Origin of the sequence: Micromonospora sp. NPDC051300 (assembly GCF_044455315.1) — a bacterium.
Taxonomy (GTDB): domain Bacteria; phylum Actinomycetota; class Actinomycetes; order Mycobacteriales; family Micromonosporaceae; genus Micromonospora; species Micromonospora robiginosa.
Genome location: NZ_JBITEP010000005.1, coordinates 154,585 through 179,851, shown reverse-complemented (window position 1 = coordinate 179,851; position 25,267 = coordinate 154,585). Strand labels below are relative to the sequence as shown.

The 25,267-nt window shown below is 74.3% G+C and carries 24 protein-coding genes; 10 read left to right on the top strand and 14 right to left on the bottom strand.

The genetic code is table 11. From position 1 onward, the window contains the following. The first annotated feature begins 15 nt into the window (after positions 1 to 15). The gene (locus ACIA5A_RS08025) at positions 16 to 588 is read left to right on the top strand and encodes a GNAT family N-acetyltransferase (protein ID WP_396757852.1); all 573 of its coding nucleotides are present in this window, start codon (positions 16 to 18) and stop codon (positions 586 to 588) included. Positions 589 to 641: 53 nt separating this feature from the next. On the opposite strand, the gene ACIA5A_RS08020 is transcribed toward ACIA5A_RS08025, so the two are convergent. After that, positions 642 to 911, bottom strand: coding sequence for a GlsB/YeaQ/YmgE family stress response membrane protein (locus tag ACIA5A_RS08020; RefSeq protein ID WP_181568274.1), 270 nt, complete (start codon positions 909 to 911; stop codon positions 642 to 644). Positions 912 to 1,058: 147 nt separating this feature from the next. Between ACIA5A_RS08020 and ACIA5A_RS08015 the strand changes: the two genes are divergently transcribed. Further along, the gene (locus tag ACIA5A_RS08015; RefSeq protein WP_396757849.1) at positions 1,059 to 1,469 is read left to right on the top strand and encodes a hypothetical protein; all 411 of its coding nucleotides are present in this window, start codon (positions 1,059 to 1,061) and stop codon (positions 1,467 to 1,469) included. Positions 1,470 to 1,626: 157 nt separating this feature from the next. Here ACIA5A_RS08015 and ACIA5A_RS08010 read toward each other — a convergent pair whose 3' ends face one another. After that, on the bottom strand, positions 1,627 to 1,959 hold the full coding sequence (locus ACIA5A_RS08010; RefSeq protein ID WP_396757846.1) for a YciI family protein: 333 nt from the start codon (positions 1,957 to 1,959) through the stop codon (positions 1,627 to 1,629). A 334-nt stretch (positions 1,960 to 2,293) separates the two neighbouring features. Between ACIA5A_RS08010 and ACIA5A_RS08005 the strand changes: the two genes are divergently transcribed. Further along, entirely contained in the window at positions 2,294 to 3,340 is a 1,047-nt protein-coding gene (locus ACIA5A_RS08005; protein ID WP_396758112.1) for a cellulose binding domain-containing protein, read from the top strand. Between the two features lie 73 nt (positions 3,341 to 3,413). On the opposite strand, the gene ACIA5A_RS08000 is transcribed toward ACIA5A_RS08005, so the two are convergent. Together ACIA5A_RS08000 and ACIA5A_RS07995 are read right to left on the bottom strand one after the other, a co-directional pair. Next, positions 3,414 to 5,516 (bottom strand): PQQ-dependent sugar dehydrogenase, encoded by a 2,103-nt coding sequence (locus ACIA5A_RS08000; protein ID WP_396757843.1) that lies wholly within the window; start codon positions 5,514 to 5,516, stop codon positions 3,414 to 3,416. Between the two features lie 26 nt (positions 5,517 to 5,542). Then, a complete protein-coding gene (locus ACIA5A_RS07995; RefSeq protein ID WP_396757840.1) occupies positions 5,543 to 6,256 on the bottom strand; it encodes a LamG-like jellyroll fold domain-containing protein in 714 nt (237 codons plus the stop codon). Positions 6,257 to 6,643: 387 nt separating this feature from the next. On the opposite strand from ACIA5A_RS07995, the gene ACIA5A_RS07990 reads away from it, so the two are divergent. After that, positions 6,644 to 7,678 (top strand): LacI family DNA-binding transcriptional regulator, encoded by a 1,035-nt coding sequence (locus ACIA5A_RS07990; RefSeq protein WP_396757838.1) that lies wholly within the window; start codon positions 6,644 to 6,646, stop codon positions 7,676 to 7,678. A gap of 78 nt (positions 7,679 to 7,756) precedes the next feature. Here ACIA5A_RS07990 and ACIA5A_RS07985 read toward each other — a convergent pair whose 3' ends face one another. Genes ACIA5A_RS07985 through ACIA5A_RS07975 form a run of 3 tightly spaced genes read right to left on the bottom strand, consistent with a single transcriptional unit; the run spans position 7,757 to position 11,171 of the window. Continuing rightward, positions 7,757 to 9,715, bottom strand: coding sequence for a beta-propeller domain-containing protein (locus ACIA5A_RS07985; protein ID WP_396757835.1), 1,959 nt, complete (start codon positions 9,713 to 9,715; stop codon positions 7,757 to 7,759). A 47-nt stretch (positions 9,716 to 9,762) separates the two neighbouring features. Next, positions 9,763 to 10,059 carry a MoaD/ThiS family protein gene (locus ACIA5A_RS07980; RefSeq protein WP_396757833.1) on the bottom strand — a complete coding sequence of 99 codons (297 nt, stop codon included), beginning with the start codon at positions 10,057 to 10,059 and terminating at the stop codon, positions 9,763 to 9,765. After that, a complete protein-coding gene (locus ACIA5A_RS07975; protein ID WP_396757830.1) occupies positions 10,056 to 11,171 on the bottom strand; it encodes a WD40/YVTN/BNR-like repeat-containing protein in 1,116 nt (371 codons plus the stop codon). Before ACIA5A_RS07975 ends, ACIA5A_RS07980 begins: the two co-directional genes overlap by 4 nt. Before the next feature lie 162 nt (positions 11,172 to 11,333). On the opposite strand from ACIA5A_RS07975, the gene ACIA5A_RS07970 reads away from it, so the two are divergent. Then, the gene (locus ACIA5A_RS07970) at positions 11,334 to 11,744 is read left to right on the top strand and encodes an MmcQ/YjbR family DNA-binding protein (protein WP_396757827.1); all 411 of its coding nucleotides are present in this window, start codon (positions 11,334 to 11,336) and stop codon (positions 11,742 to 11,744) included. Positions 11,745 to 11,757: 13 nt separating this feature from the next. Here the strand turns inward: ACIA5A_RS07970 and ACIA5A_RS07965 are convergent, their stop codons facing one another. Then, positions 11,758 to 12,285: a GNAT family N-acetyltransferase gene (locus ACIA5A_RS07965; RefSeq protein ID WP_396757825.1), complete on the bottom strand. Its 528-nt coding sequence runs from the start codon at positions 12,283 to 12,285 to the stop codon at positions 11,758 to 11,760. A 105-nt stretch (positions 12,286 to 12,390) separates the two neighbouring features. On the opposite strand from ACIA5A_RS07965, the gene ACIA5A_RS07960 reads away from it, so the two are divergent. From ACIA5A_RS07960 to ACIA5A_RS07950, 3 genes are all read left to right on the top strand, one after another. Next, the gene (locus tag ACIA5A_RS07960; RefSeq protein ID WP_396757822.1) at positions 12,391 to 13,269 is read left to right on the top strand and encodes an alpha/beta hydrolase family protein; all 879 of its coding nucleotides are present in this window, start codon (positions 12,391 to 12,393) and stop codon (positions 13,267 to 13,269) included. Positions 13,270 to 13,310: 41 nt separating this feature from the next. After that, positions 13,311 to 13,730: an ASCH domain-containing protein gene (locus ACIA5A_RS07955; protein ID WP_396757819.1), complete on the top strand. Its 420-nt coding sequence runs from the start codon at positions 13,311 to 13,313 to the stop codon at positions 13,728 to 13,730. A 122-nt stretch (positions 13,731 to 13,852) separates the two neighbouring features. Next, a complete protein-coding gene (locus tag ACIA5A_RS07950) occupies positions 13,853 to 14,689 on the top strand; it encodes a glycosyltransferase family 8 protein (protein WP_396757816.1) in 837 nt (278 codons plus the stop codon). Between the two features lie 72 nt (positions 14,690 to 14,761). Here the strand turns inward: ACIA5A_RS07950 and ACIA5A_RS07945 are convergent, their stop codons facing one another. The 4 genes from ACIA5A_RS07945 to ACIA5A_RS07930 all read right to left on the bottom strand — a co-directional run bounded on the left by ACIA5A_RS07945 (position 14,762) and on the right by ACIA5A_RS07930 (position 17,309). After that, on the bottom strand, positions 14,762 to 15,127 hold the full coding sequence (locus tag ACIA5A_RS07945) for a VOC family protein (protein WP_396757813.1): 366 nt from the start codon (positions 15,125 to 15,127) through the stop codon (positions 14,762 to 14,764). Positions 15,128 to 15,145: 18 nt separating this feature from the next. Further along, positions 15,146 to 15,460, bottom strand: a complete 315-nt coding sequence (locus tag ACIA5A_RS07940; RefSeq protein WP_396757811.1) for a DUF5988 family protein — start codon at positions 15,458 to 15,460, stop codon at positions 15,146 to 15,148. Between the two features lie 179 nt (positions 15,461 to 15,639). After that, a complete protein-coding gene (locus tag ACIA5A_RS07935; protein ID WP_396757809.1) occupies positions 15,640 to 16,380 on the bottom strand; it encodes an ABC transporter permease in 741 nt (246 codons plus the stop codon). Continuing rightward, entirely contained in the window at positions 16,377 to 17,309 is a 933-nt protein-coding gene (locus tag ACIA5A_RS07930) for an ABC transporter ATP-binding protein (protein WP_396757806.1), read from the bottom strand. The genes ACIA5A_RS07935 and ACIA5A_RS07930 overlap by 4 nt, the downstream gene beginning before the upstream one ends. A 286-nt stretch (positions 17,310 to 17,595) precedes the next feature. Between ACIA5A_RS07930 and ACIA5A_RS07925 the strand changes: the two genes are divergently transcribed. Then, a complete protein-coding gene (locus tag ACIA5A_RS07925) occupies positions 17,596 to 18,999 on the top strand; it encodes an acyl-CoA synthetase (protein WP_396757803.1) in 1,404 nt (467 codons plus the stop codon). On the opposite strand, the gene ACIA5A_RS07920 is transcribed toward ACIA5A_RS07925, so the two are convergent. Together ACIA5A_RS07920 and ACIA5A_RS07915 are read right to left on the bottom strand one after the other, a co-directional pair. Continuing rightward, a complete protein-coding gene (locus tag ACIA5A_RS07920) occupies positions 18,996 to 19,661 on the bottom strand; it encodes a 4'-phosphopantetheinyl transferase (RefSeq protein ID WP_396757800.1) in 666 nt (221 codons plus the stop codon). The two genes, ACIA5A_RS07925 and ACIA5A_RS07920, sit on opposite strands and share 4 nt — an antisense overlap. A gap of 51 nt (positions 19,662 to 19,712) precedes the next feature. Further along, positions 19,713 to 21,101, bottom strand: a complete 1,389-nt coding sequence (locus ACIA5A_RS07915; RefSeq protein ID WP_396757797.1) for an AMP-binding protein — start codon at positions 21,099 to 21,101, stop codon at positions 19,713 to 19,715. A gap of 1,257 nt (positions 21,102 to 22,358) precedes the next feature. On the opposite strand from ACIA5A_RS07915, the gene ACIA5A_RS07910 reads away from it, so the two are divergent. After that, complete coding sequence (locus ACIA5A_RS07910; RefSeq protein WP_396757795.1) at positions 22,359 to 25,136, top strand: AAA family ATPase; 2,778 nt, start codon at positions 22,359 to 22,361, stop codon at positions 25,134 to 25,136. The last annotated feature ends 131 nt before the right edge of the window (positions 25,137 to 25,267 follow it).

Genomic DNA, 25,267 nt, shown 5'->3' with positions numbered 1-25,267 from the left:
ACTACGGTACGGAGCATGGACGGCTCCCACCCGCCGGTGGCGGGCATCGTGCACGAGACGGCCGACTCGACCGTCCGGCTGCGCCCGGTCACCGAGGACGACCTGGGGATGCTGCGCCGGTTCGCGGTCGAACCCGGGCTGATCGGGCTCGACTGGGCCGGCTTCCGCGACGCCGCCGCGCCGGCCCGCCGCTTCGCCGAGGACGGCTACCTGGGCGAGCGCACCGGCGGCCTGATCGTGCAGGTCGAGCCGGCGCAGGACGGTCCGGCCGGCTACCTCAGCTATCTGCGGGGCCAGTACGGCGGGCGGGCCCCCTACTGGGAGATCGGCATCGTGCTGCTGCCCGAGTGGCGCGGCCGGGGCATCGGCTGGCGGGCCCAGGCGCTGCTCTGCGACTACCTGTTCAGCCACACCCCGGCGCAGCGCATCCAGGCCGGCACCCACGCCGAGAACGCCGCGGAGCAACGCTCGCTGGAGAAGGCCGGCTTCCGGTTCGAGGGGGTCGTGCGGGCCTGCGAGTTCCGGGCCGGCGCCTGGCGCGACGGGTGGCTCTACAGCCGGCTGCGTGACGACCCGTCACCGCTGTGACACGCGCCGCCGGACCCGCGGTCGTGGTGCGGGTCCGGCGACGCGGTCACGGGTCAGATCCGTCGGCGGCCGTACGTGCCGGCGACGATCGCCACGCCGATGGCGGCGAAGACGACCTGGATCAGCAGCTCGATCCAGTCGATGCCGTTGGTGTCGGCCACGTCCAGCGCGCCGGCGACGGCCGTGCCCAGCAGGGCCGCCACCACGCCGATGACCAGCGTGAGCCAGATCGGGATGTTCTGCTTGCCCGGCACGACCAGGCGGCCCAGGGCGCCGATGATCAGACCGATGATGATGCCGGAGATGATGCCGCCGACGTGCATGGTGGCCGCCCTTCCAGGGGGTGGGTTGTCGTCGCCGGGCTGATTGCCCCAGGCAACGGAATCCGAAACCCCCCGGTGGCGGGCTGGCCCGACGGCCGCCCGCGGGGTGTGATGGAGGGGGCATCCCGGCGCACCCGAGGAGGACGCATGGCAGACGGACCGGTGCTGGTCATCGGCCTCGACCCGGCCCGGATCCCGGGCTGGGACCCGGAACCGGTGACGGCCGCCATCGCGCGCGGTCACGCCCGCTTCGCCGAGCACGGGATCGAGGCCGACCTGTGCCTGACGGCGACCGACCCGGCCGCCGCGGCGGAGATCACGGCGGCGCTGACCCGCCGGCGGTACGCCTGCGTGGTCATCGGCGGCGGCATCCGCAAGCACGAGCCGCTGCTGGAGTTCTTCGAGCAGGTGGTCAACCTGGTGCACCGGCACGCCCCCGACGCGGCGATCGCGTTCAACAGCACGCCCGAGGACACCGTCGACGCGGCACTGCGCCGGCTCGGCCAGCCGCCGGGATCGGCTGGTGGATGGACCGCAGGGGTGCCCGCGGCGACGTGATACACCCATGGCGTTCCACTCGCGCGGGCAATGGGCGGCGGGTGGAACGCCATGGGTGTCTGCGGCGGCCTGAGACACCCATGGTGTTCCACCGACCTTCCGCGTGGCGGGTCGGGCCCTGCGCGCCGTGACGGCCGGCCGTGGTCGACGACCAGGCTCAGGGGGCGTCCCGCAGCGGCCACACCTCGACCACGCCGTGGGCGACCGCGCACGGCGTCTTCGAGACCATCTCGATCGCCTCCTCCATCGACGCCGCCTCGATGACGGCGAACCCGCCGACCGGAAGCGCCGAGGTCAGGAACGCCCCCTCCCGCACCTCGGTGCCCGCGCCGTCGTGGTTGCGCACCTGCGACGGCGCGCCGGCGACGCCCATCCGCACCCCGGCCGCCCGCAGCCGTTCGTCGTGCGCGTGGGCCGCGTCGCGCACCGCGGGGTCGGTGCGCTCGTAGCCGTCCTGGTCGCCGTACCCGATGGTGATGAACGTCGGCATGGCCGGTCCTCTCGTCGCCTGGGTGGTCCTCGACCTGCCTACCACGCGCTCGGCCGACGCGCCGCGCGTCAGCCCCTACGCCTCGGCGACCCGCGCGGTCGGGTCGCCGCCACCCCCCACTCATCGATTGACAACGATATCGAAGCGTCCGTAGCGTGGGGCCGGCGAGCGCCGAGGGCAGGCCGTCGCCACGACCGGTGTCCGGGTCCCGGTCGGTCTACCGCTCTCTCCCCCACCGTGTCGCGCGCCGAGTCGGCCGTGGCGACGCGTGGCCCACGAACCGGAGGCACCGATGATCCGAAGATTTCGACTGGTGAGCGCCGCGGCGGCCGCCATGGCGGTCCTCGTCGCCGGGGCGACCCTGGCGACCGGCCCGGCGAGCGCCGAGTCCAACGGCGGCGTACGGGTGATGCCGCTCGGCGACTCCATCACGGACGGCTTCAACGTTCCCGGTGGTTACCGGATCGAGCTGTGGCGCAGGTTGGCGGCGGACAACTACCGCATCGACTTCGTCGGCTCGCAGTTCAACGGTCCGAGCAGCCTGGCCGACCACGACCACGAAGGTCACCCCGGGTGGACCATCGCCCAGATCGACGCCAACGTGGTCACCTGGCTGCGGGCGACGAACCCCCGCACCGTGCTGCTGCACATCGGCACCAACGACATGTACGGCGACACCAGCGGGGCGCCGGCCCGACTGGCCGCCCTGGTCGACCGCATCACCACGACGGCACCCACCACCGAGCTCTTCGTCTCGACCATCGTCCCCAAGTCCGGTGCGGACAGTCAGGTCCGCGCATACAACGCGGCGATCCCCGGCATCGTGAAGAGCCGGGCCGACGCCGGGCGGCGGGTGCACCTGGTGGACATGTACGCGGCACTCACGCTGAGCGACCTGGCCGACGGGGTGCATCCCAACGCCGGCGGCTACAACAAGATGGCCGCGGTCTGGTACAACGCGCTGCGGTCGGTGCCGGGCAGCATCAGCGACGGCACCCCGCCCACCAGCGCGCCGCCGACCACTCCCCCGCCGACGACTCCCCCGCCGACGACTCCGCCGGCCGGCGGATGCCGGGTCGCCTACACGGTCAACGCCTGGAGCACCGGTCTCACCACCGCCGTCACGATCACCAACACCGGCGGATCGACAGTCAACGGCTGGGCTCTGGCGTTCACCCTGCCCGGCGGGCAGACGATCACCAGCGGCTGGAACGCCACCTACGCGCCGACGAGCGGGGCGGTGACCGCGCGCAACGTCTCCTACAACGGCACCATCGGCGCGGGTGGTTCGATCGACATCGGCTTCCAGGCCACCCACACCGGCAACACCGGCAAGCCGGCGTCGTTCAGCCTGAACGGCACGCCCTGCGCCATCGGCTGAGGGACCGACACCGGGGACGCCGACGCTCCGGGGCGGTGGCCGGCCGGCCACCGCCCCGGAGCGTGCGCGATCGTCAGGCCGGCGCGCCGGTCACCGTGAAGTTCCGGGTACGGCCGACGTTGTCGAACGACCCGAAGCCCACCCGCCCCGAGGTGAACGTGGTGTCCTTCGCGGTCATCAACGGGTCCTTGTGACCGTCGACGTAGACGGCGATCTCGCCGGTCGCGGGCAGGTGCACCACCCGCACGTCGTGCCACTTCGCGTCCGTGACGGCCGGGTTGGCGCCCCGGGAGCGACCGTTCCACTGGTGGTCGATGCGTTCCCGGTCGGCGTTGTCCACCTTGAAGATGCCGTTGTGCGGATAGATCGTGTTGTCGGTGGACAGGTGCGCGTAGTAGTACTGCGTGTCCGACTGCCAGCCGAACACGACGATCACGTCCCGGTTGGTCACCTCGACCGGGGTGTCCAGGCGTACCTTCGCGTCGATCCGGACCGACGTCCAGGCCGGGCCTTTCGTCAGCACCGCGTACTCGAAGGGGCGTCGCGGGCCCGGACGGGCCTCGCCGGCCTCGGCGAGGACGACCTGGTTGCCCTCGAAGCGCCACTTCGACGGCGTCACCGGCGCCCAGTTCCGCGCGCCGCCGGTGTTCGTCACCCGGGTGCGGCCGACGTCGCCGTCCGCCACCGTCCTGGTGCCGACCACCTTCCAGATCTTGCCGTTGGCCTTGGCCACCAGGTAGATCTCCCCGGCTGCGTCGGTGCCGAAACGCAGGTCGACGCGGTTCGGGTCGCCGGGCGCGCCCGGCGCGGACAGCTCCCGCATGCGGACCAGGTCACCGGCCGGGGTGTAGAGCGCGAGACGGTGGATCTCGGCCAGCCCGCGACCTCGCCGCATCTCGTTGGCCTCGGTGTAGAGGACGCTGCCGTCGACCAGGTCGCCGAAGAGATACTTGCCGGTCAACGCCGGCAGCGTGCGACCGCGGTAGACGAAGCCGCCGGCCACCGCGACCCCGACGTCCGAGGTGCAGTTCCAGTCCGCGGGCGGGTCGTGGTCGTACGCGGCGACCGGGTAGGTGTAGCCGTACGTCGCGTCGTCGGCCGGCAGCGGGTAGAGCTTGTCGCACGGGTTCGTGGCGGTCTTGTCGAAGACCCAGTTGCCCTCGCGCTCGCTCCAGCCGAAGTTGTCGCCGGCACGTACCTCGTAGATCGACTCGACGGCGTGCTCGCCGATGTGACCCAGGTACATCTTTCCGGTCGCCTTGTCCCAGGAGAACCGGTGCGGGTCGCGGAAGCCCACCGCGTAGATCTCGCCGAGCGCCCCGGCCCGCTTCACGAACGGGTTGTCGGCGGGGATGCCGTAGCGGCCGTTGGGGGCGTTCGTGCCGCGCGGGTCGATGCGCAGCAGCTTGCCGTGCGGCAGGCCCATGTTCTGCGGGTCGCCGTTGCCGGCGCCCTGTCCGCCGTCGCCGACGGCGAGGTAGAGCATCCCGTAGTCGCGGTCGCGCGGCGTGGCGGTCGGATTGAAGTTGATCTCCTGGACGCCGTGGATCTGACCGGCGAAGCCGATGCGCAGCAACTCGCGGTGGGTGCCGGCGAAGGTGTCGGCGGCCGGGTCGCTCGCCGTCCACTCGGTGATGACGGCCTGGTAGATGGTCTTCGGCTGGGCGTAGTCGGGCGTCCGGGTGGCGAGCGTCGCCTGCTCGGTGTGGATGGTGTAGAAGCGACCGTTGCGGCCGAACTCCGGGTGGAACGCGACGTAGCCGAAGCCCTGGCCGAGGCCGCGACCGGAGAAGAACTGCGGCGCGAAGGTGGCGGCCACGTCCAGGTAGACGTGCGGCACCCCGTCGCGGACCAGGTAGAGGTTGCCGTTGAGGTCGGGCACGGCGCGGCGGCCGGAGCGGTCCGGCAGCTCGCTGATCGTGTTGATCCGCGCCTTGCGGACCAGCCGGTTGTCGACCGGGACCGGGTTCGGGGTGGACTGCGGGAAGTCGGCGTACTCCTGGAGCACCAGCCCGAGGCGGGACTGGGTGGGGGTCTCCGGGATCGGGTCGTAGACCGCTCCGGCGGCCCGCGCGGGCGCGCCGACGAGTGTGGACAGGACGAGGGCGGCGGCGGTGACGCCGGCGGTGAACGCGGCTCTGCGGAGCCGGCCGGCGCTGCCACGGTGGTGGGACACGCGGTTCTCCTTGTCGGTGGGGCGGGTCATCGGCTCATCAGCCGGTACTGCGCGGCGACGTCGCGGGCCGACACGACGGTGTCGAGGAACATCAGCCCGTCCATCCGGCAGTCGCACGGGTTGCGTTCCAGGGTGTCCTGCGGGAAGCTGCCGCCGATCTTGATGCCGCGCGGGTCGGTGGCGCTGGTGACGTGCGGCCCGGGCCCGCTCAGTTGCCAGGGGTCGCCGGCGGTGGTGTAGAAGCCGTCGACCGGCCGGCCGTCCCGGTAGAGCGCCATCGTGCCGCCGGTGAAGTCGTACGTGGCGGCCAGGTGCACCCACTCGCCCTTGGGCAGCAGCGTGCGCCAGTCCTCGCGGGCGGCGAACGTCTGCGAGGCGCCGCCGTCGACGCGCCGGCCGAGCGCGACCAGGCGCAGTTCGCCGTTCACGTCGATGAGTTCGAGCAGCGCCCGGACGCCGTGCCCGTCGGAGTCCCCGGTGAGCACGCCGGCCAGGCCGATGGCGTTGTAGCGGTCGGTCGGGTCGGCGGTGGTGGAGTTGAGCGCCGGGCCGTCCATCTCGCGCTTGAACCAGCCCATCACGGTGGTCCCGCCGGTGGCGGCGAACGGGCGTAGCGTGCGGACGCCGCTCGCGGACCAGGTGCCGGCCTTCCAGTCGTCGTTGCCGGTGGCGTCCGGCGCGATCTGCCGGGTCTGCAACGCGCGGCCACTGCCCGGGTAGGCGTGGTCCGGCACCCGCATGGCCGCGCCGCCGTTGACCAAGCTCGATCTCGGTGCCGGAGCGGCCCTGGTCGCGCTCCAACGCCGGGTCGCCCGGCACCGGGTGGTCGAAGTCGTAGGCGGCGACCAGGTGGGGCCGCAGGGCGGGGTGGACGCCGGAGGCGGGCCGGCCGGCGTCGGCCGGGCTCGCCACGGCGACGAGCGCCGCCGCCAGCGCGGCGGAGGCCACGGCGGTGACGCGTCGGGGTCGTCTCATCGGGGTGGTGCTCCCTTCGTCGGTGTGAGGTGGTGTCGAAGGTGGATCACCAGACTGCGAAAGCGCTTACGTAAGCGCTTTCGTACCCTATGCTTGTCCCACGCCCCAGGCAAGAGCGCGGCGCGGATCAATGCCCCAGCAGGAGTTTGTCGATGCCCCGACCCGGTCCCCGGCTGCGCCTCGCCGACGTCGCCGCGCGCGCCGGCGTATCCCTCGCCACCGCCTCCCGCGCGCTCGCCGGCCGCGACGGCGTCAGCGAGGAGCTGGCCCGGCATGTCCGGGAGGTCTCCCGCGAGCTGGGCTACGTCGCCAACCCGTACGCCCGCACCCTGGCCGGCGGCGCCACCTCCACGGTCGGGCTGATCGTGCACCAGATCGACGACCCCTACTTCTCCGAGATCGCCAGCGGCGTCATCGAGATCGCCGCCGAACAGGGCCTGCTCGTCCAGATCGCGCACTCCGGCCGCGACCCGGAGAACGAGCTGCGCCAGTTGCGGCACCTCATCGCCCAGCGGGTCGGCATCATCCTCATCGCCGGCTCCGGCTACGACGACCCGGCCGTCGAGGCCCAGGCCCGCGACGAGCTGGCCGGGTTCCAACGCGCCGGCGGCCGGGTGGCCGTGGTCGGGCGGCACGCGCTCGGCGTGGACGCCGTGGTCCCGGACAACGAGGCCGGCGGCCGGGCCCTCGGCGCGCACCTGCTCGCCCTCGGGCACCGGCGGATCGCGGTCGCCGCCGGCACGCCCGGCCTGACCACGGTGGCCGACCGGCTCGCCGGCGTGGTCGCCGCGCTGGCCGCCGCCGGGCACTCCCCCGACGCGCTCTCGGTGGTGCACTCCGACTTCACCCGCGACGGCGGGCGGGTGGCGGCCGAGCGGATCCTCGGCGCGTACCCGGACAGCACCGCCATCGTCGCGCTCAACGACGCGATGGCGATCGGCGTGCTCTCCGTGCTGCGGTCCCGGCGCATCCCGGTGCCGGAGCGGATCTCCGTGGTCGGCTTCGACGACGTGTCGGTCGCCGCCGACCTGGCGCCGAGCCTGACCACGGTGCGGCTGCCGATGACCGAGATGGGACGGATGGCGCTACGGCTCGCGCTGAAGCCCCGCGCGGCCCGGCCGCGCCGCCGCTCCACCGGTCACACGCTCGTCGTCCGCGACTCGACCGGCCCGGCCCCAACGCCCTGATCCCACCGGCCGGTCCGGCACGGCCGGGCGGCCCGTCGGGACGACCGCGCCGATCGGCACGGCGGCCCAGGGGGCGGGTCAGGTCGTCGGCAGCCAGGCCAGGGTGGTCAGGCCGGCCAGGGCGGTGGCCTTCAGACCGGCGTCGGAGACCGTCCAGAGCACCCCGTCGACCACCAGCGACCGGCGGATCCGCATGCCCCACTCCGCGCCGTTGGCCACCGACGGCGGATGCGCGACCGTGCCGACCTCGGTGAACCCGTCGGCGCCCACGCGCAACGCCAGCACCTCGCCGCCGGGCGCAGCCCGACCGACCTCGCCGCCGGCCCGGTCGGCGACCACGCCCGGCCGCATCACCGGGAGCACCACCAGGCGCTCCGGCGCCCACCAGAGGAACGCGTGCGGGTCGAACTCCGCGTCCGACCAGCCCTGCGCGACGTGGTGCCGGGCGATCCGGTTCGGCCGGGCCGGGTCGGCGACGTCGAACAACGACACCTGCAGGCCCTGGATCCGCCCCTGGTCGGTCGCCTCCTGCCCGACGCCGAGCAGCCGGCCGTCGCCGGCCGGGTGCAGGTACGACGAGTAGCCGTTGACCTTCAGCTCGCCGGTCACCCGGGGCCGGGTCGGGTCCCGCAGGTCCACCGGATAGAGCGGGTCGGTCTGCCGGAACGTCACCACGTAGCCGGTCGGGCCGAGGAAGCGCACCGCGTAGATCCGCTCCCCCCGGCCCAGGTCGGTGACCGCGCCGACCTCGGTGAGCCGCGCGCCGTCGGTGCGCAGCACGTGGACGCCGGAGACGGAGTCGCCCCGGCGATCCCACCTGTCGCCCGTCGTGGTGGCCACCCGCAGGTGACCGTCCCACTCGGACAGCGCGTACTGGTTGATCAGCCGACCCGGCACGGTGCCGGCGGCGACATAACGTGGCGTGCCCGCCGACACGTCGAACTGGTAGATCTCGGTGATGTCGTCAGGCCGGCCCGACGGCCGGGCCGGGAACCGCCAGCGGTTGTCGTTGGTGAGGTAGAGACGCGGGCCGCTGCTGTAGACGGTGTCCCCGTCCGCCGCCACGGTCACCGGGTCGCCGGCGCCGAGCGCGGTCGAGCCGAGATCGAAGCTGAGCACGGTCACCAGCGACGCGCCGGAGAACCCGGCCGGCCGGCTGAGCCGGTCGCAGCCGACCCGCCCGGAGACGGTACGCCCGTCCGCGGTGACCTGGTAGCGGGGCAGCCAGTCGTCGACCGTCGCCTTGTCGACGACGGCGCGGTTGGCGGCGATCCGCTGCGCGTCCGTGCCCTTCGCCGGCTGCGGGAACGCCAGCCGGGGCGCGGACCGGACCACCACCCGGGTCGTCGCGCCGACCTGCCGGGCGTCGACCAGACGGCCGTCGATCCGGTAGTCGCCGACAACCCTCGGCGCGCCGGCCAGGTCGACCAGGACCAGCCGGGCCTGCGGAGCGCCCGGGGCCGCCCGCCGCTTCGCCGCGGCCGGTCCGGCGACCCACCCGTCGGGCAGCAGCACCAGCGCCCGGTCGCCGTGCAGCAGCAGGTTGGCCTCGCCCCCGGCGTACCCCCGTGGTCCGGTCGACGGGTCGAGCGCCAGCCGACCGGTCAGCCGGCGGCTCGCCGGGTCCACCACGGACAGCACACCCCGGGAGACCGTGACGATCCGCCGGCCGTCGGTCTTCACCAGGTCGGGCTCGTCGACCCCGGCCTCGTGCACGGTGGTGCCGGAGAAGCTCGTCGCCGGCCCGCCCGCAGCGCCCTTCGCGGCCCCGCCGACCGCGGCGGCCCGCTCGGCCGCCGCGTACGGCGTGACGTCGCCGTCGACGCCGAGGCCCCACGGGCCCACCGCCGCCTTCGCGGCGGTGCGGAGCTGCCGCAACGCCTCGTCGCAGGAGTCGAACGCGACAAGCCGCAGTCCGGCGGCCGGCCCGCCCCGGTCCCGGGGCCCAGGCGGGGCGGGCGGTTGCGCGGTGCAGCCGGCCAGGGTCAACGCGGCGACCGTCGCCCAGCCGACGGTCCGGTATCTGCCACCAGTCATGCACCGTCAGACGTCGCCGCGCCGGGCGCGGTTCCCCCGACGGCGACTCAGCCGCCGGCCATCGCGCCGAGCACGATGAACGGCTCCTTGCCGGCGACCACCTCCTCGGGCAGCGGCGCGTCCGGCGGCTCGTTCGACAGGTCCAGCTCGCAGGCGTAGAAGCGGACGAACGCCCGGCGCTCGCCGCTGTGCCGGTCACGGATCGTGCCCAGCAGCATCGGGTACGCGGTCTCCAGCGCGTCGAGCACCTCACGCTGGGTGGGCGGCCCGGCCACCTCCACTCGGACCTCGCCGGTGACGTGCGCCAGGTTCTTCAGGTGGGCCGGCAGCACGACCCGGATCACGGCAGCACCTGGACCTCGACGGAGAGCACCGCGGGCAGGTCGCGCACGATCGGCGCCCAGTTGTCGCCGCCGTCGGCCGAGTGGTAGACCTGCCCGCCGGTGGTGCCGAAGTAGATTCCGCACTCCTCGTGCGTGTCGACCGCCATCGCGTCGCGCAGCACGTTGACGTAGCAGTGCGACTGCGGCAGCCCGTTGGTCAGCGGCTCCCACTGCTCGCCGCCGGTGCGGCTGCAATAGACGCGCAGCTTGCCCTCCGGCGGGTAGTGCAGCGAGTCGCTGGTGATCGGCACCACGTAGATCGTCTCGGGCTCGTGCGCGTGCACCGCGATCGGGAAGCCGAAGTCGGTCGGCAGGTTGCCGCTGACCTCCCGCCAGTTCGCCCCGGCGTCGTCGGTGCGCATCACGTCCCAGTGCTTCTGCATGAACAGCGTGTCCGGCCGGGACGGGTGCTGGGCCAGGCGGTGCACGCAGTGCCCGACCTCGGAATCCTGGTCGGGGATCTCCCCCGAGCGCAGCCCCTTGTTGATCGGCAGCCAGCTCGCGCCGCCGTCGTCGCTGCGGAACGCGCCCGCCGCCGAGATCGCCACGTAGATCCGGTCACGGTCGGCCGGGTCGAGGATGATCGTGTGCAGGCACATCCCACCGGCGCCGGGCTGCCAGCTCGGACCGGTCGGGTGCTGGCGCAACGCGGTCAGCTCGGACCACTTCTGGCCACCGTCGGTGGAGCGGTAGAGGGCGGCGTCCTCACCGCCCGCGTAGAGGGTGTCCACGTCGTGCCGGGACGGCTCCAGGTGCCAGATCCGCTTGAACTCCCACGGCCGGGGGGTGCCGTCGTACCAGAGGTGCTCGCCGACCTCGCCGGTGTAGGCGAAGTCGTTGCCCACCGTCGACCAGTTCCGGCCGCCGTCGTCCGAGCGCTGGATGAGCTGCCCGAACCAGCCACCGGACTGGGACGCGTAGAGCCGGTCCGGCTCGACCGGGGAGCCGGTCAGGTGGTAGACCTCCCAGCCGCCGAAGTGCGGCCCGTCGACCGTCCAGTCGGCGCGCCGGGCGTCCGACGTCAGGATGAACGCGCCCTTGCGCGTGCCGACAAGTACTCGTGTTGATGTCACGTCTCGTCCTCCGTTCGACAGTTCACCTGGTCCGACCGTGCGCCGCGCCGAAACTCATCGCTGTCGTACTCCCCGGGTACGACAATCGGCGTCCGCGCCTCCGGCGGCAAGGTCGCCGCGCCGGCCGACCGGGTTGTCGGTGGGGACCGCTAGCCTGCGCGCATGACCGGGCCCGGAGACGTCCCACAGGCCTACCTCGACCGGCTGCGGCCGGTCTGCCTCGGCCTGCCCGAGACCTACGAGGAGCCGGCCTGGGTGGGCACCCGCTGGCGGATCCGCAGGCGCACGTTCGCGCACGTGTGCACCGTCGACCCCGACCACCAGGCGGCACACGCGCGCGCCGCGGGCGCCGACGAGCCGATCTGCGTGCTGACGTTCCGCTCCCCCGGCGACGAGATCGCCGGTCTGATCGCCGCCGGCCCGCCGTTCTTCAAGCCGGGCTGGGGGGCGGACGTGGTGGGCATGGCGCTCGACGACGCGACCGACTGGGCCGAGGTGGCCGAGTTGCTGACCGAGAGCTACTGCGTGCTGGCCCCGAAGAAGCTGGCCGCCCGCGTGGACCGGCCCGGGTGAGCCGCCGGCCCGGTCAGCCGAGCTTCTTGACGAGCGTCTCGAACGCCAGGTCCGGGCGGCGCGGCAGGCCGAAGCGCTCGTCGCCGTAGGGGAACGGGCTGCGCTCGCCGGTGCGGGCGTAGCCGCGCCGCTCGTACCAGGCGATCAGGTCGTCCCGCTGGACGATCACGGTCATCCGCATCTCGCCGGCGTGCCAGGTCTCCCGGGCGTACCGCTCGGCCTCGGCGAGCAGCTCCCGGCCCAGGCCGCCGCCCTGGTGCCGGGGGTCGACCGCGAACATGCCGAAGTAGGCGTGGTCGTCGCGGCGCTCCACCTGGCAGCAGGCGACAGGCGTGCCGTCACGCTCCGCCACCAGCACCACACCCGCCGGCGCGGTCACCGCGGCGGTCACCATCTCCGGGTCGGTGCGCTGCCCGTCGAGCAGGTCCGCCTCGTGGGTCCAGCCGGACCGGGCACGCTCCCCCCGGTAGGCCGACTCGATCAGGTCGACCAGGGCGGGCACGTCGGCGGGCCGGGCGGTACGGAAGGCGGGGCTGCTCATGGCGCTCTCCACGGTCGGGGCGGCGTACCGGGTCAGCGTACGCAGGGCGGTCGCGGCGGCGGCACGGGACGGCCGGGACCGGCGGGACGTGGTTGACTGCCCGGCATGGAGGCCACCGTCGGAGCGCTCGACCTGCCGGCGACGCTCGACCTGCCGGCCGGGCCGGTGCGGGGCGGTCTGGTGGTGCTGCACGGCTCGCACGCCGACCAGCGGTCCTTCTACCTCTACCAGCACCTGGCCCGGCTGCTGCCCCCGGCCGGCGTGGCGGTGCTGCGCTACGACCGCCGTCCCCGCGTCGACGGCCACGACGTGCCGCTGGCCGACCAGGCCGAGGACGCCGCCGCCGCAGTGGCCGCGCTGCGCCGGCACGTCAGCTCGGCGCCGGTCGGGCTGTGGGGGTTCAGCCAGGGCGCCTGGGCGGCGGCGGTGACCGCCGCCGCGCACCCGGTCGACTTCCTGGTCCTGGTCGGGTGCAGCGGCGTCAGCCCGGCCGCGCAGATGCGCCACGGCACCGCCGAGCAGTTGCGCCGGCACGGCCACGGGCCGGCCGACGTGGCCGAGCTGGCCCGGCTGCGCCAGGTCGCCGAGGGTTTCCTGCGCGGCGGCGTGCCCCGCCCGGTGGCGCAGGCGGAGCTGGACGCCGCGCGGCGGCGACCGTGGTTCCCGCTGGCGTTCCTGCCCGACGAGCTGCCGGCGACGCCCGGCACGTGGGCGGACATGGACTTCGACCCGGCGCCGGTGTTCGCCCGGCTGACCGGCCCGGTGCTGCTCTGCTACGGCGAGACCGACGGGTGGGTCCCGATCGAGGAGAGCCTGGCGGTGTGGCGGCGCGCGGCACGCGGCGTCGAGCTGACCGTGGCCCGGCTGGCCGGCTGCGACCACGCGCCGACGCTCGACGGGCGCGAGGACCTGGCCGGCATCAGCCCGCACTACGAAACGGTCCTGCTCGACTGGCTCGACCGGCGGCTGCCGCCGGCCCGGTAAACGCGTCGCCGCCGGTCGACGCCGCCGCTACGCTCCCGGCCATGACCGCCGCCGAGCTGCCCACGTTCGAGTTCGCCTTCCCCGGCCCGCTGCGCGACCAACTGGTCGCCGCCGTGCTCGACGGCACCAAGACCAGCACCACCGGGCTGCTCCAGGACTACGAGATCGACGGCGAGCCGCTGCCGGCGGTCGGCACCCGGTTCGCGGTGATCGACTCCGCCGGTCGGGCGGTGGCCGTGATCGAGCTGGTCGAGGTCCGCGTCGCCCGGATCGGCGACGTCGACCTGGACCACGCCCGGGACGAGGGCGAGGGCTACGCGTCGGTCGCCGCCTGGCGCGCCGGTCACGAGGACTACTGGCACGGCGACGACTACCGGGGGTGGCTCGACGATCCGACGTTCACGATCGACGACGACACGCCGGCCGTGCTGGAGCGCTTCCGGCTCGTCGAGCGGAATTGAGGGGCAAGTCAGGGGTTGTTCGCCGGACCCCCTGAGCAATAGCGCATTCCTTGCCGGGCCGACAATTCCGCGGCTACTTTTCTCGACGTTGCGCTCACGCACCGCCGCGAAGGAGAGCACCCGTGGACCTCACCCTGACCTTTGACAACGCGTACGCGGCGCACGCCGCGGTCGTCATGTCGACAGTCGCCGAGTCGAACCCGGGCGAGAAGCTCCGGTACTGGCTGGTCGCCGCCGACGACGTGCCGGCGAGCGCCCGCACCACGCTCACCCGCATCGCCGGGCCGAATGCCACGGTGGAGTTCCTCCGGGTGGACGCCGCGCAGGTGAACCTGTCCAAGGGCAGCGACCCGCTGATGGCGTACCTGTCGCCGGCGATGTACCTGCGGCTGCTGGTCCCGGCGGCGCTGCCGGCGGACGTGCACCGGCTGCTCTACCTGGACTGCGACACGATGTGCCTGAACAGCCTGAAGCCGCTGTTCGAGGTGGACATGGGCGGGGTGCCGCTGGGCGGGGTGCGGGACCCGTTCAACCGCCGGCTGCTGGACATGGGCGGCATCCCGGGCCTGGCCGGCTACGACCACCTCGACCCGTACGCGAACTACTTCAACTCCGGCGTGCTGCTGATCGACGTGCCGCGCTGGAAGGAGTGCGAGGTGACCGAGGTGTCGCTGGACTACCTGCGCCGGCACGCGCACGAGTCCCGCTACCCGGACCAGGACGCGCTCAACTTCGCGGTGCACGGCAACTGGCTGCGGCTGCCGTACCGGTGGAACGACCTGATGGCCTGGCGGCGGGAGCCGGTGTTCGGTGGCAAGCTCACCGACTCATCGATCATCCACACCGCCGGCCCGGTGAAGCCCTGGCAGCCCGGCTTCCCGCAGGGCGCCCGGCGCGACCTCTACTGGCAGCACCGGCGGCGCAGCGGCGGCGGCCTCGGGTCGACGCTGCGCCGCTGAGCCTCGCGGGCACGACGAACGGCCCCGCCACCGGGATCGGTGGCGGGGCCGTTTCAACTCCTCGTCGGGCGACTACTGGCCGGGCACCGCCCAGCGCAGGCCGGCCGGGTCCCGGAACACCACCCCGACCGGCGGGCCGCCGTTCGGGGGTTCGAGCGTCGCGCCGGCCGCCAGCGCCCGCTGCACGAGCAGGTGCGGGTCGGCCGGGGCGAGCGGCAGCGGACCACCCGGACCGCCCGGGTCACCCGGGCCGTCGGACCACTCGCTGACCGTCAGCCGGTGGCCGTCGACCACCAGTTCGGCGTGCAGGACGCGGCCGTCCAGCAGGCACTCCCGCTGCACCGGCACCGCCTCGAAGACCGCCGCGTAGAACGCGGTCACCGTGGCCACGTCGGTCACCGTCAGGTGCGCACCGTTGCGCGGATCCCCGACGCCCATCGCGTTACCGCCTCTCGTTCACTCCGCGATACGGGTACGGCCGGTCCAGCGGAACACCGCCGGCGCGCCGTCGACGACGCCGGCCGGATCCCGCTCGAAGTGCTCGTAGCCCCCGTAGTGCCGTACCTTGATCTTGGATTCCACCGGGGACACCCGGTGGTTGCGCAGCTCGACCGGCAACGTCGCCGGCCCGCCCTCCAGCACCGCCTCGACGATGCCGGTGGCGTCCGCGCCTATCTGGTGGGCCGTCAGCGGCCAGGCGGTCCGGTCGTCATCGTTGACGAAGGACGTCGCCGTCCGGACGGCCGGGGCGGGATCGGAAGAAGCTGTCATGGCACGACCTCCGTCGTTCGTCGTTCCGCCTCGCCGTGCGCGCGCCGCGGGCGCCGCGCGCGAGCGCGGGCGGATCGCCGCCGGTTCCGCCGGGACGGAACCCGAGGCGACCTCCCGTGCGACTCGAACGTAATCCGGATCACACCGCCGAAGTACCCTTAGCCGCCCCCTACCGGGGCCTACTCCCAGCGGAACAGACGGGTGGCGAGCAGGCAGCCCAGGACGGCGGTGCCGGCCAGCACGAGCAGTTGCGACACGGCCGGGTTCTGCCCCGCCCACGCCGCGGAGAGGGTGTCCACGGTGGCGCCGAGCGGCGAGTATTCGCCGACGCGGGCCAGCACGGTGGGCATCTGGTCGCGCGGCAGCCACGCCCCGGCCAGGAACAGCAGCGGGAAGAACAGCGTCGGACCGATGGACTGCGCCGAGCGCGCCGACGGGGCGAGCGCGGCGATGAGCAGGCCGATCGCGAACAGGCAGGCCACCCCGAGCAGGAACGCCAGCACGAAGCCGGGCACGTTGGCCGGCGCCGGCTGGTCCAGCAGGAACCGTACGCCGACGGCGGTGACCACCGCGCCGGCCACGCCCATCGCCAGGTTGACCACCACCTGCGCGATGAGCAGCAACGCCGGGCTGACCGGCGTGGTGGCCAGCCGGCGCAGCACCTTGCGTTCCCGGTAGATGCCCAGCGCCATGGGCAGCGTGAACAGCGCCAGCATCCCGATCGTCAGGGAGAGCGCGATGGACGGCAGGAACGTCTGCTCGCCGTGCTGCCCGGGGGTCGCCTCCTGGGTGGCCCCGCGCTGCGGCAGGCCGAACACCAGCATCAGACCGAGTGGCAGCGCGAAGACGAAGAACAGCGAGACCGGCTCGCGCAGGAACAGCTTGGCCTCGACGGCGACGAGCTTGGACAGGGCGTTCACGATGACCTTCCGTCGAGCGCCGGCGGGGTGGCCGGGTGGCCGGTGAGGGAGACGAACGCGTCGTCCAGGGTGGGTTGGTCGACCCGGAGGCCGGAGTAGCGGATCTTGCGCTCGGTCAGCGCGGACAGCACCGCCTGGAGCACCTCCTCGGGCCCGGTGACGGTGACCTCGTCGCCGTTCCGGCGGACCGAGCTGACCTCGGGCAGCGCGGCGAGCAGGTCGTCGTCGAGGTGGTCGAGCGGGCGGAAGTGCACCCGGTGCTCGGCGTCCACCCGGGACATCAGCCCGGCCGGCGTGTCGATGGCCACCACCCGGCCGGCGTCGATGAGCGCGAGCCGGTCGCAGAGCCGCTCGGCCTCGGCCATGAAGTGGGTGACCAGCACGACCGTCACGCCCCGGTCGCGGATCCGCTCGACCAGGTCCCAGGTGTCGCGGCGGCCCTTCGGGTCCAGCCCGGTGGTCAGCTCGTCGAGGATCGCGATCTCGGGGCGACCGACGAGCGCCAGCGCCACGGACAGGCGCTGCTTCTGGCCGCCGGAGAGCTTGTGGAACGCGGTGTCGCGCTGCTCGGCCAGCCCGAGGTCGGCCAGAAGCTCGTCGATGTCGGCACGGTTGCGGTAGAAGGACCGGTAGAGGTCCAGCGCCTCGCGCACCCGCAGCTTGTCGGGGAGCTGGCTCTCCTGGAGCTGCGCGCCGACGCGCTGGCGCACCTCGGTGCGGTCGCGGATCGGGTCGAGCCCGAGCACCCGGACCGTGCCACCGTCGGCGCGGCGCAGGCCCTGCACGCACTCCACGGTGGTGGTCTTGCCGGCGCCGTTGCGACCGAGCACGCCGAAGATCTCGCCCTGCTCCACGGTGAACGAGACGTCGTCGACCGCCACCTTGTCGCCGTACCTCTTGTGCAGGTGCTCGACTTCGATGACCGGCATCTGGCGGGATCCTCCGTCGCGTGCGGGTGCCGCTCGGCGTGTCGCGGCGTCGGGTGCGGGCAGGGACGACCCACGCGGCGGGCCGACGCCGCCCATCATCCGGGCAACCGAGGCGCGGTTCAACCCATCGGCCGATGAATCGGGGGTGTACGGCCGATCGCCAGGGGTGTCGGTCGGTCACCCGGCGTGTCGCCGGGCGGCGGCGGCCGCAGGGGTGGTCCGCGCCGGGGCGGCCCGGTTACGGTCGGTGCGCCGCCGCCGGCGGCGCATCGCGAGAGGGGCGCCCGTGCCGCTGCTGAGCTGGCTCGACCGGTCCACCGACGAACGGCCGGACGCGGTCCGGGTAGACGACCGGTCGCTGTCCTGGGTGGAGCTGCGCCGCGCGGCCGCCGCGGTCGCCGACGAGCTGCAGGGGGTACGCCGGGTCGCGGTGCCCGCCACGTCGAGCCTGGAGACCGTGGTCGGCGTGGTCGGCGGGCTGCTGGCCGGCGCGGCGGTGGTGCCGGTGCCGCCGGACGCCGGGCCGGTGGAACGCGACCACGTGCTGCGCGACTCCGCCGCCGAGGTGCTGCTGGTGACGCCCGGCACCGCCGCCATCGACGGTCCCGCCGCGCCGCCGGCCCTGCCGGTCGACCTGACCCGCCGCTCGGACACCTGCCATCGGGAGCCGGACCCGGCGAGCGCCGCGCTGATCCTCTACACCAGCGGCACCACCGGCGCGCCGAAGGGCGCGGTGCTGTCCCGCCGCGCGGTCGCCGCCTGCCTGGACGGGCTCGCCGACGCCTGGGCCTGGACACCGGACGACGTGCTGGCGCACGGGCTGCCGCTGTTCCACGTGCACGGGCTGGTGCTCGGCGTGCTCGGCCCGCTGCGGGTCGGCAGCCGGCTGCGCCACGTCGGCCGACCCCGCCCCGACCGCTACGCGGCCGCCGCCGGATCGCTCTACTTCGGCGTACCCACGATCTGGTCGCGGATCGCGGCGGAGCCGGCGGCGGCGCGGGCGCTGCGCGGCGCCCGGCTGCTGGTGTCCGGCAGCGCCGCGCTCCCCGAGCCGGTCTTCACCGCGCTCGCCGACCTGACCGGCCACCGCCCGGTCGAGCGGTACGGAATGACCGAGACCCTGATCACCGTGAGCGCGCGGGCGGACCGGCCCCGGCGGGCGGGCACGGTCGGCGTGCCGCTGCCCGGCGTGCGCACCCGGGTGGTCGACGAGCGGGGCACGCCGCTGCCCGCCGACGCGGAGGCCATGGGCGAGCTCCAGGTCCGCGGGGACACGCTCTTCGACGGCTACCTGAACCGGCCGGACGCCGACGCGGCCGCCCGGAGCGCGGACGGCTGGTTCCGCACCGGTGACGTGGCGACCGTCGACCCGGACGGCGTCCACCGGATCGCCGGCCGGGCCGCCACCGACCTGATCAAGAGCGGCGGGTACCGGATCGGCGCGGGCGAGGTGGAGGACGCGCTGCTGGCGCACCCCGGGGTCCGGGAGGCGGCGGTGGTCGGCACCCCGCACCCGGATCTGGGCCAGCAGGTCACCGCGTACGTGGTCGGGGACGGGCTGGCCGAGGCCGAGCTGATCGACTTCGTGGCCCGGCAGCTCTCCGTGCACAAGCGACCGAGGCAGGTGCGGCTCGTCGACGCGCTGCCCCGCAACGCCATGGGCAAGGTGCAGAAGAGCCGGCTGTCCTAGCGGCCCGACGCGGCCGGGACGGTGACGGCGGTGAGCACCAGACCCCGCTCCACCAGGAACCGGCCGTCGAACGCGGTCAGCTCCACGCCGTCGAGCCGCGGCCCCGCCACGAGCAGCCGGGCGGTGAACGTGCCGGCCGGGTCGACGACGATGTCCGCCTCGGCGAAGTCCAGCCAGCGACCGGTCAACGGGAACCACGCCTTGTAGACCGCCTCCTTCGCGCTGAACAGCAGCCGGTCCCAGCAGACCCCGGGGTGGGCGGCACGCAACGCCGCGGTCCGGGCGCGCTCGGCGGGCAGCGCGACGGCGTCCAGCACCCCGTCGGGCAACGGGGCGTGCGGCTCGGCGTCGACGCCGACGCTGCCGAGGGTCCCGGCGCGGGCGAGGGCGGCGCCCCGGTAGCCGTCGCAGTGCGTCATGCTGCCGACGACGCCGGCCGGCCAGCCGGGCGCGCCCCGGACGCCGGGCAGGATCGGCGCGGGCGGCAGGCCCAGCCGGGTCAGCGCCCGACGGGCGCAGTGCCGGACGGTGGTGAACTCCCGCCGGCGTTTCGGCACCGAGTTCGCGACGACGTGCTCCTCGTCCGGGTGCGGGCGCAGCCCGGCCGGGTCGGTGAAGCACTCCTCCACCACCACCGCCGGCGGCAGGATCCGTTCGATCACGCCCCGGATGCTAGGGCGTGCCCGCCGTCCTGTCCGGCCCGCGGCCGACGGTCAGGGGTCGGGTACGGGGGGACGCGCGCCGCGCCGGACCAGCAGCGACTTGCGCACCCGGCCCTGCGCGCTGCACGGCAACTCGTCGACGAAGTGCACCCGGCGGGGGCGGGCCGCCGCCGAGAGCAGCCGGCCGACGTGGTCGATGAGCACCTGGGCGGTGAGCCCGGCGGCCGCGACGACGTACGCGACGACCTGCTCGCCGAGCGTGCGGTGCGGCGCGCCGACCACCGCCGCCTCGTGGACCCCGGGATAGCTGAGCAACACCTCCTCGACCTGCCGGGTCGGCACCTGCCGCCCCCCGCAGCGCACCACGCCGGTGGCGACCGGGCCGAGGATCCGGTGGCGTCCGGCCGGGTCCACGGTGGCCAGGTCGCCGGTGGAGTACCAGCCGTCGGCGGGCGGCGCCGACCCGGGCCGGTCGGTGTAGCCGCTGAACATCGTCGGGCTCCGGACGCTCAGCTCGCCGACCGCGTCGCCGTCGGCGGCCACCGGCCGGCCGGCGTGGTCCAGCACCCGGGTCTGCACGCCGGGCAGCGTGGCGCCGGGCGCGCCGGCCGGGCCGGTGAGCACGACGAGCGTCTCCGTGGTGCCGTACCCCTCCACCGGGTGGTGCGAGGTCAGCAACCGCAGCCGCTCCCCCACGGCGGGCGCCAGCGGGGCGTCGCCGGAGACCAGCATGCGCGCCCGGGACAGCCTCCGGGCCCGGGGCGCGTCACCGGCGATGCGCGCCCACTGGCGCGGCAGCGCCAGGTAGATGGTGCCGGGCGGGCCGTCGGCGGCGTGCCGGTCGAGGTGGACGAAACGGCTGCCCACCCGCAGCGCGCCGAGCAGGCCGACCACCAGCCCGTACGCCCGGAACAGCGGCGCGCCCTGGACGAGCACGTCCTCGGCGCTCCACCGCCAGGCGGCGGCGAGCAGGTCCAGATCGGCCGCGATGGCCCGGTGCGAGATGCGGACGCCGCGGGAGGGGCCCCCGACGCCGCCGGTGTAGAGGATCACCGCGTCGCTGGCCGGCAGCGGGTCCGGGTGCGTGGCCGAGGACCGGTTCCGCAGGTCGACCGGGACGAGCGGCAGGGCGGCGTCGCCTGCGGTGGGGCCGAGCAGCACGTCGACGCGGGACTCGCGCAGGATGCGGTGCCGCTCGCCCGCGTCGGCGCCGGGCGGCAGCGGCACCACCGGCACACCGGCCTGGACGGCGCCGACGATCCCGACCATGGTCTCCAGGCTCGGGGCGGCCTCGACCGCGACCGCCCGGGCGCCACGGATCCGGTCGGCGACCGCGTTCGCGCAGCCCAGCAGCGCCTCGGCGGAGAGCGTCCGGCCGGCGACGCGGAGCGCGTCGGAACGGTCCGCCCCGGACCCCCGCAGCCCGGGCAGGAGCGTCATCGAGCCGGGGCCCGGTGTCTCGGCGGTGGTTGGCAGATCACGCGCGAACCCTTCACGTCACGGGCGCGCGGCCCGTGGCCGATCCCCCGTCGTGCGGCGGATTGTCGTCCGCCGACCGTGGCGGACGGTCCAAAATTAGGCGGTTGATCGACGGCAGACAACCCCTACCCCACGTGCGCGAGGGCGGCCCCGGACGCCGTGTCACCGACCCGGAGCGGCAGGTGAGGGGCGGCGGGCGGGCCGGGGACGAAAGCGGCTCTCGTTGGTCGACCGGCGGCGCGGAGGACCCTCGGGTGGCGACGGAATCGGGTCGCCGAATCGCCGACGGACCACGCTTGCGCCATCTCGAGGAAGCGGAGAATGACGATTCCGATTTCATTCTTCCGCAGTTACCGCCGGATCTGCTTTCTGTCCCCGCACCGTTCTGCGGAACGCCGGTGACACGAATTTCTTCTTTAACAACAAGTTGCGGCAAAGGGCTTCCAGACGGACTGAAACGGGCAAGTTGGGCGAGGGGTGAAAGCGTGCCGGCGGCGAGCGGAATCGGTCGACGTCCGCCGGGTGACATTCGAGCAGAAGTGCCGGTCCCCGCGCCGGGCGCGGCGGCCGGCGACGGCGGGGCGCGGACCGGCTCCACGCCACCCGCCGACCGCCGGGGACGCCGCGCCGGGGCACGCACCGCGCGGTGACGAATGAACAGCGAGAACGCTCTCACGTGGCGGGACGCGAGCGCGGGCGACGCCCGCCGCCGGGTCCCGGCCGACCGCGGGGCACAGCGCCCGCCGGCCGGGCGGCCCTGCCGCCCACCCATTGGCGGCAAGGGTCGGAAAACGTTACCAACCGACCGATCGGACCACCTGCGTCACGTTCCGGAAGAGAAAGATGACTTTCCGCTGTCGCGGCGGCCCGAGCACCCTCAGCGCCGCCGGTGCGGAGTTGCCATGTTTGCTCATCCTTTACATCCTCAGACTTGCCGCCCAATTGCCTGGCTGACATACTCCACCCCATGAATCGGGATCGATAGAGGCGGACCGCGTCAAACCGCCCCTTGAATTGCGGGACCGCAGGTGGCGGCGTATTTTCGACGCACGAGACCAGGCGCGACGTTCCGATGAAACGCTCACGTCGTACCATCGTTGCCGGTATTCGCTAATTGGAATGGGTCAAGGATTTGTGGGTCTCTGACTGCAAGGGGTGTCACCGGAGACCACGGCGCGCGGCCCACCGACGGGCCGCGGCGGGGCGGAGGCCCACCCGATGACGATGGCCGAACGGGACCGGCATCTCGACGTCCTGACCGATCGGCTCGCCGATCTGCTCCACCCGGGCGAACCCGCCACCGGCCCCGGCCCCGGCCCGATCACGCTCATCACCGGGCCGGTCGGCGCCGGCAAGACCACGCTCCTGCAGTCCTTCGCCCGGCGGTGCGCCGAGGCCGGGGTCGCGTTCCTCGGCGCCAGCGCGTCGCGCAGCGAGCGCACGGTGCCACTGGAGGTCATCCGGCAGCTCGTCCGACGGGCCACTCTGGACGACGCCGGCCGCGACCGGGTCGGCCGGTTGCTGGACCGCGCCGTGCTGCGCTGGGGCGAGACGGCCGACGAGGAGGCGCTCGCCCTGCTGACCGCCGCGATCGGCGGCGAACTGCTGGAACTCGCCGCCCGGGCGCCCGCAGTGGTGGCGGTCGACGACCTCCAGCACGCCGACGCGCCGTCACTGCGCTGCCTCGACCACCTGGTCCGTCGGGTCGTCGGGCTGCCGGTGCTGATCGTGCTGACCGAGGCGCCGCGCACCCGGCCGTGGCATCCCACCGCGTACGCCGAACTGCTCCAGCCGGCCCGGTTGCACCGCGTCCGGCTGCCGCTGCTCTCCCCGGACGGGACGTACCGGGTCCTGGCCGACCGGTTGGGCGCGCCGGTGGCCCGGCGGATCGCCGACGAGGCGTTCCGGATCAGCGGCGGCAATCCGTTGCTGGTGCACGCGCTGGCCGACGACCACCCGGCCGGCGCCGGGACGCCGGCGCCCGGCGAGGCGTTCCGGGAGGCGGTGCTGAGCTGCCTCTACCGCTGCGAGCACCTGGTGCTCAAGACCGCCCGCGCGCTGGCGGTGACCGAGGAGCCGCTGCACGGCCCGCTCCTGCCCCACCTGGTCGACCTCCCCTCCGAGCTGAACCTGCACGCCGTCGACGCGGCCACCAGCGCCGGTCTCGTCGACGCCGACGGCCTCCGGCACCCGGCGGTACGCCGGGCGGTGCTCGACGGGATGACCGTGGAGGAACGCACCCGGCTGCACCGCGCCGCCGCCCAGGTGCTGCACGACGACGGCGCCCCGCCACCGCGGATCGCGCCGCACCTGGTCACCTCGGACGAGCTGACCGAGCCGTGGATGGTCCCGACCCTGCTCGACGCCGGCGAGCACGCGCTCGCCGAGGGCGACGTGGACACCGGCCTGCGCTACCTGCGCCGCGCCAACCGGGACTGCGCCGACGAGTGCCTGCGGGCCCGGATCCGCTCCGCCCTGGCCCGCGCCGAGTGGCGGCTGGACCCGCAGGGCGCGGTCCCCCACCTGCTCGGCGTCGCCACCGCCGTGCGCGCCGGGCACCTGAGCACCCGGCAGGCCGCCGGACCGATCCAGTATCTGCTCTGGCACGGCCAGATCGACCGGGCCGTGGACCTCATCCACCATCTCGGCGAGCGGGTCGACGGCGTCGACACGCGATCGACCGCCGACCTGACGATCATCAGGGGGTGGATGGCCACGCTCTACCCCGGAGTCGCGCTCGACGGCGCCGCCCCGGCCGGCACCCCCCGGGACCCGCTCGCCCTGGCCCGCGTCAAGCACCGGCTGCACGGCGTCCTCCTGCTCGACGCCGTGCTGGGTCGGGGCGACCTCGGCGCGCTGGAGAACGCCGAACGCACGCTCGGCACGCTCGCGCTGGACGACGAGCCGAGCATGTGGAACGCGGTCTGCGCGGTGATCGCGATGATCTACGCGGACCGGCTCGACCTGGCCGGCGAATGGTGCGAGCGGCTGGACCGGATCGCCTCCGCGCGCCGGCACCGGACGCCACGCGCCCTGCTCACCGCGGTCGCCGCCACCGTGGCGGGCCGCCGCGGCGACCTGCGCCGGGCCCGCGAACTCGCCGACTCCGCGCTCAACCGGCTGTCGCCGAAGGGGTGGGGCGTCGTCATCGGCGCGCCGCTGGCCGTCCGCCTGTGGACGCTCACCTGCCTCGAGGAGTGGGACGAGGCGGCGGCCTGCCTCCGGACGCCGGTGCCGCCGGCGCTGTTCGAGACCCCGTTCGGCCTGCACTACCTGCACGCCCGCGGCGTGCACGCCCTCGCGGCGGGCAGCCCCGAGGCGGCCCTGGCCGACTTCCAACTGTGCGGGCAGCTGATGACCTCGTGGCGGCTCGACCAGGCGGCGCTGATCCCGTGGCGTACCGAGTCGGCGCGGACGCTGCTGCGGTTGGGCCGCCGGCAGCAGGCCGAGAAGGTGATCCTGGAGGAGCTGGACCGGCTCCGCCCGACCGACCTGCGCTACCGGGGCGCCGCGCTGCGGGTGCTCGGCGCCGTCCACGAGGGACCGGAGCGGATCCGGCACCTGCGGTGCGCGGTGCGGCTCCTACGCCAGTGCGGGGACCGGATCGAGCTGGCGCGTGCCCTGGGCGACCTCGGCCAGGCCCAGCAACAGGCCGGTGATCTGCGCGAGGCGCGGAGCACGGCCCGGGCCGCGCGGGACATCGCCGAGGAGTGCGGGATCCCGTCGCTGCGCCCGACCGCCGCCGGTCGGGTCGCCACGGCCGGCCGGACCGCCGCGCCCGATCCGGACTCCGACGCCGGGATCCTGCTCACCGGCCTCAGCGACGCCGAGTCCCGGGTCGCCGCGCTGGCCGCACAGGGACACACCAACCGGGAGATCGCCGAGCGGATGTTCCTCACCGTCAGCGCCATCGAGCAGCGCCTGACCCGGATCTACCGCAAGCTCGACGTCAACTCCCGCAGCGAACTGGCCGCCCGGTTGCGGCTCGACCCCTGAGCGGGCCGGCCGGTCATCCCGTACCCCCCTGACGGTTCGTCGTGCTCGGCCACTCGGCCCGCGCGGGCCTGGCCGAAGTGTGGTTTCATCTGCTGATCGGCCGTCACCTGCCGGCCATCGAGGCGAAACCC

Excerpts from the sequence above, each read along its gene's own strand:
- ACIA5A_RS08025 (WP_396757852.1), top strand. The coding sequence starts at position 16 with ATGGACGGCTCCCACCCGCCGGTGGCGGGCATCGTGCACGAGACGGCC.
- ACIA5A_RS08020 (WP_181568274.1), bottom strand. The coding sequence starts at position 911 with ATGCACGTCGGCGGCATCATCTCCGGCATCATCATCGGTCTGATCATC.
- ACIA5A_RS07915 (WP_396757797.1), bottom strand. The coding sequence starts at position 21,101 with ATGACGCTCCTGCCCGGGCTGCGGGGGTCCGGGGCGGACCGTTCCGAC.
- ACIA5A_RS08015 (WP_396757849.1), top strand. The coding sequence starts at position 1,059 with ATGGCAGACGGACCGGTGCTGGTCATCGGCCTCGACCCGGCCCGGATC.
- ACIA5A_RS07940 (WP_396757811.1), bottom strand. The coding sequence starts at position 15,460 with ATGACAGCTTCTTCCGATCCCGCCCCGGCCGTCCGGACGGCGACGTCC.
- ACIA5A_RS07955 (WP_396757819.1), top strand. The coding sequence starts at position 13,311 with ATGACCGCCGCCGAGCTGCCCACGTTCGAGTTCGCCTTCCCCGGCCCG.
- ACIA5A_RS07910 (WP_396757795.1), top strand. The coding sequence starts at position 22,359 with ATGACGATGGCCGAACGGGACCGGCATCTCGACGTCCTGACCGATCGG.
- ACIA5A_RS07930 (WP_396757806.1), bottom strand. The coding sequence starts at position 17,309 with ATGCCGGTCATCGAAGTCGAGCACCTGCACAAGAGGTACGGCGACAAG.
- ACIA5A_RS07945 (WP_396757813.1), bottom strand. The coding sequence starts at position 15,127 with ATGGGCGTCGGGGATCCGCGCAACGGTGCGCACCTGACGGTGACCGAC.
- ACIA5A_RS07990 (WP_396757838.1), top strand. The coding sequence starts at position 6,644 with ATGCCCCGACCCGGTCCCCGGCTGCGCCTCGCCGACGTCGCCGCGCGC.
- ACIA5A_RS07965 (WP_396757825.1), bottom strand. The coding sequence starts at position 12,285 with ATGAGCAGCCCCGCCTTCCGTACCGCCCGGCCCGCCGACGTGCCCGCC.
- ACIA5A_RS07995 (WP_396757840.1), bottom strand. The coding sequence starts at position 6,256 with ATGCGGGTGCCGGACCACGCCTACCCGGGCAGTGGCCGCGCGTTGCAG.
- ACIA5A_RS07985 (WP_396757835.1), bottom strand. The coding sequence starts at position 9,715 with ATGACTGGTGGCAGATACCGGACCGTCGGCTGGGCGACGGTCGCCGCG.
- ACIA5A_RS07970 (WP_396757827.1), top strand. The coding sequence starts at position 11,334 with ATGACCGGGCCCGGAGACGTCCCACAGGCCTACCTCGACCGGCTGCGG.
- ACIA5A_RS07960 (WP_396757822.1), top strand. The coding sequence starts at position 12,391 with ATGGAGGCCACCGTCGGAGCGCTCGACCTGCCGGCGACGCTCGACCTG.
- ACIA5A_RS08010 (WP_396757846.1), bottom strand. The coding sequence starts at position 1,959 with ATGCCGACGTTCATCACCATCGGGTACGGCGACCAGGACGGCTACGAG.
- ACIA5A_RS08005 (WP_396758112.1), top strand. The coding sequence starts at position 2,294 with ATGGCGGTCCTCGTCGCCGGGGCGACCCTGGCGACCGGCCCGGCGAGC.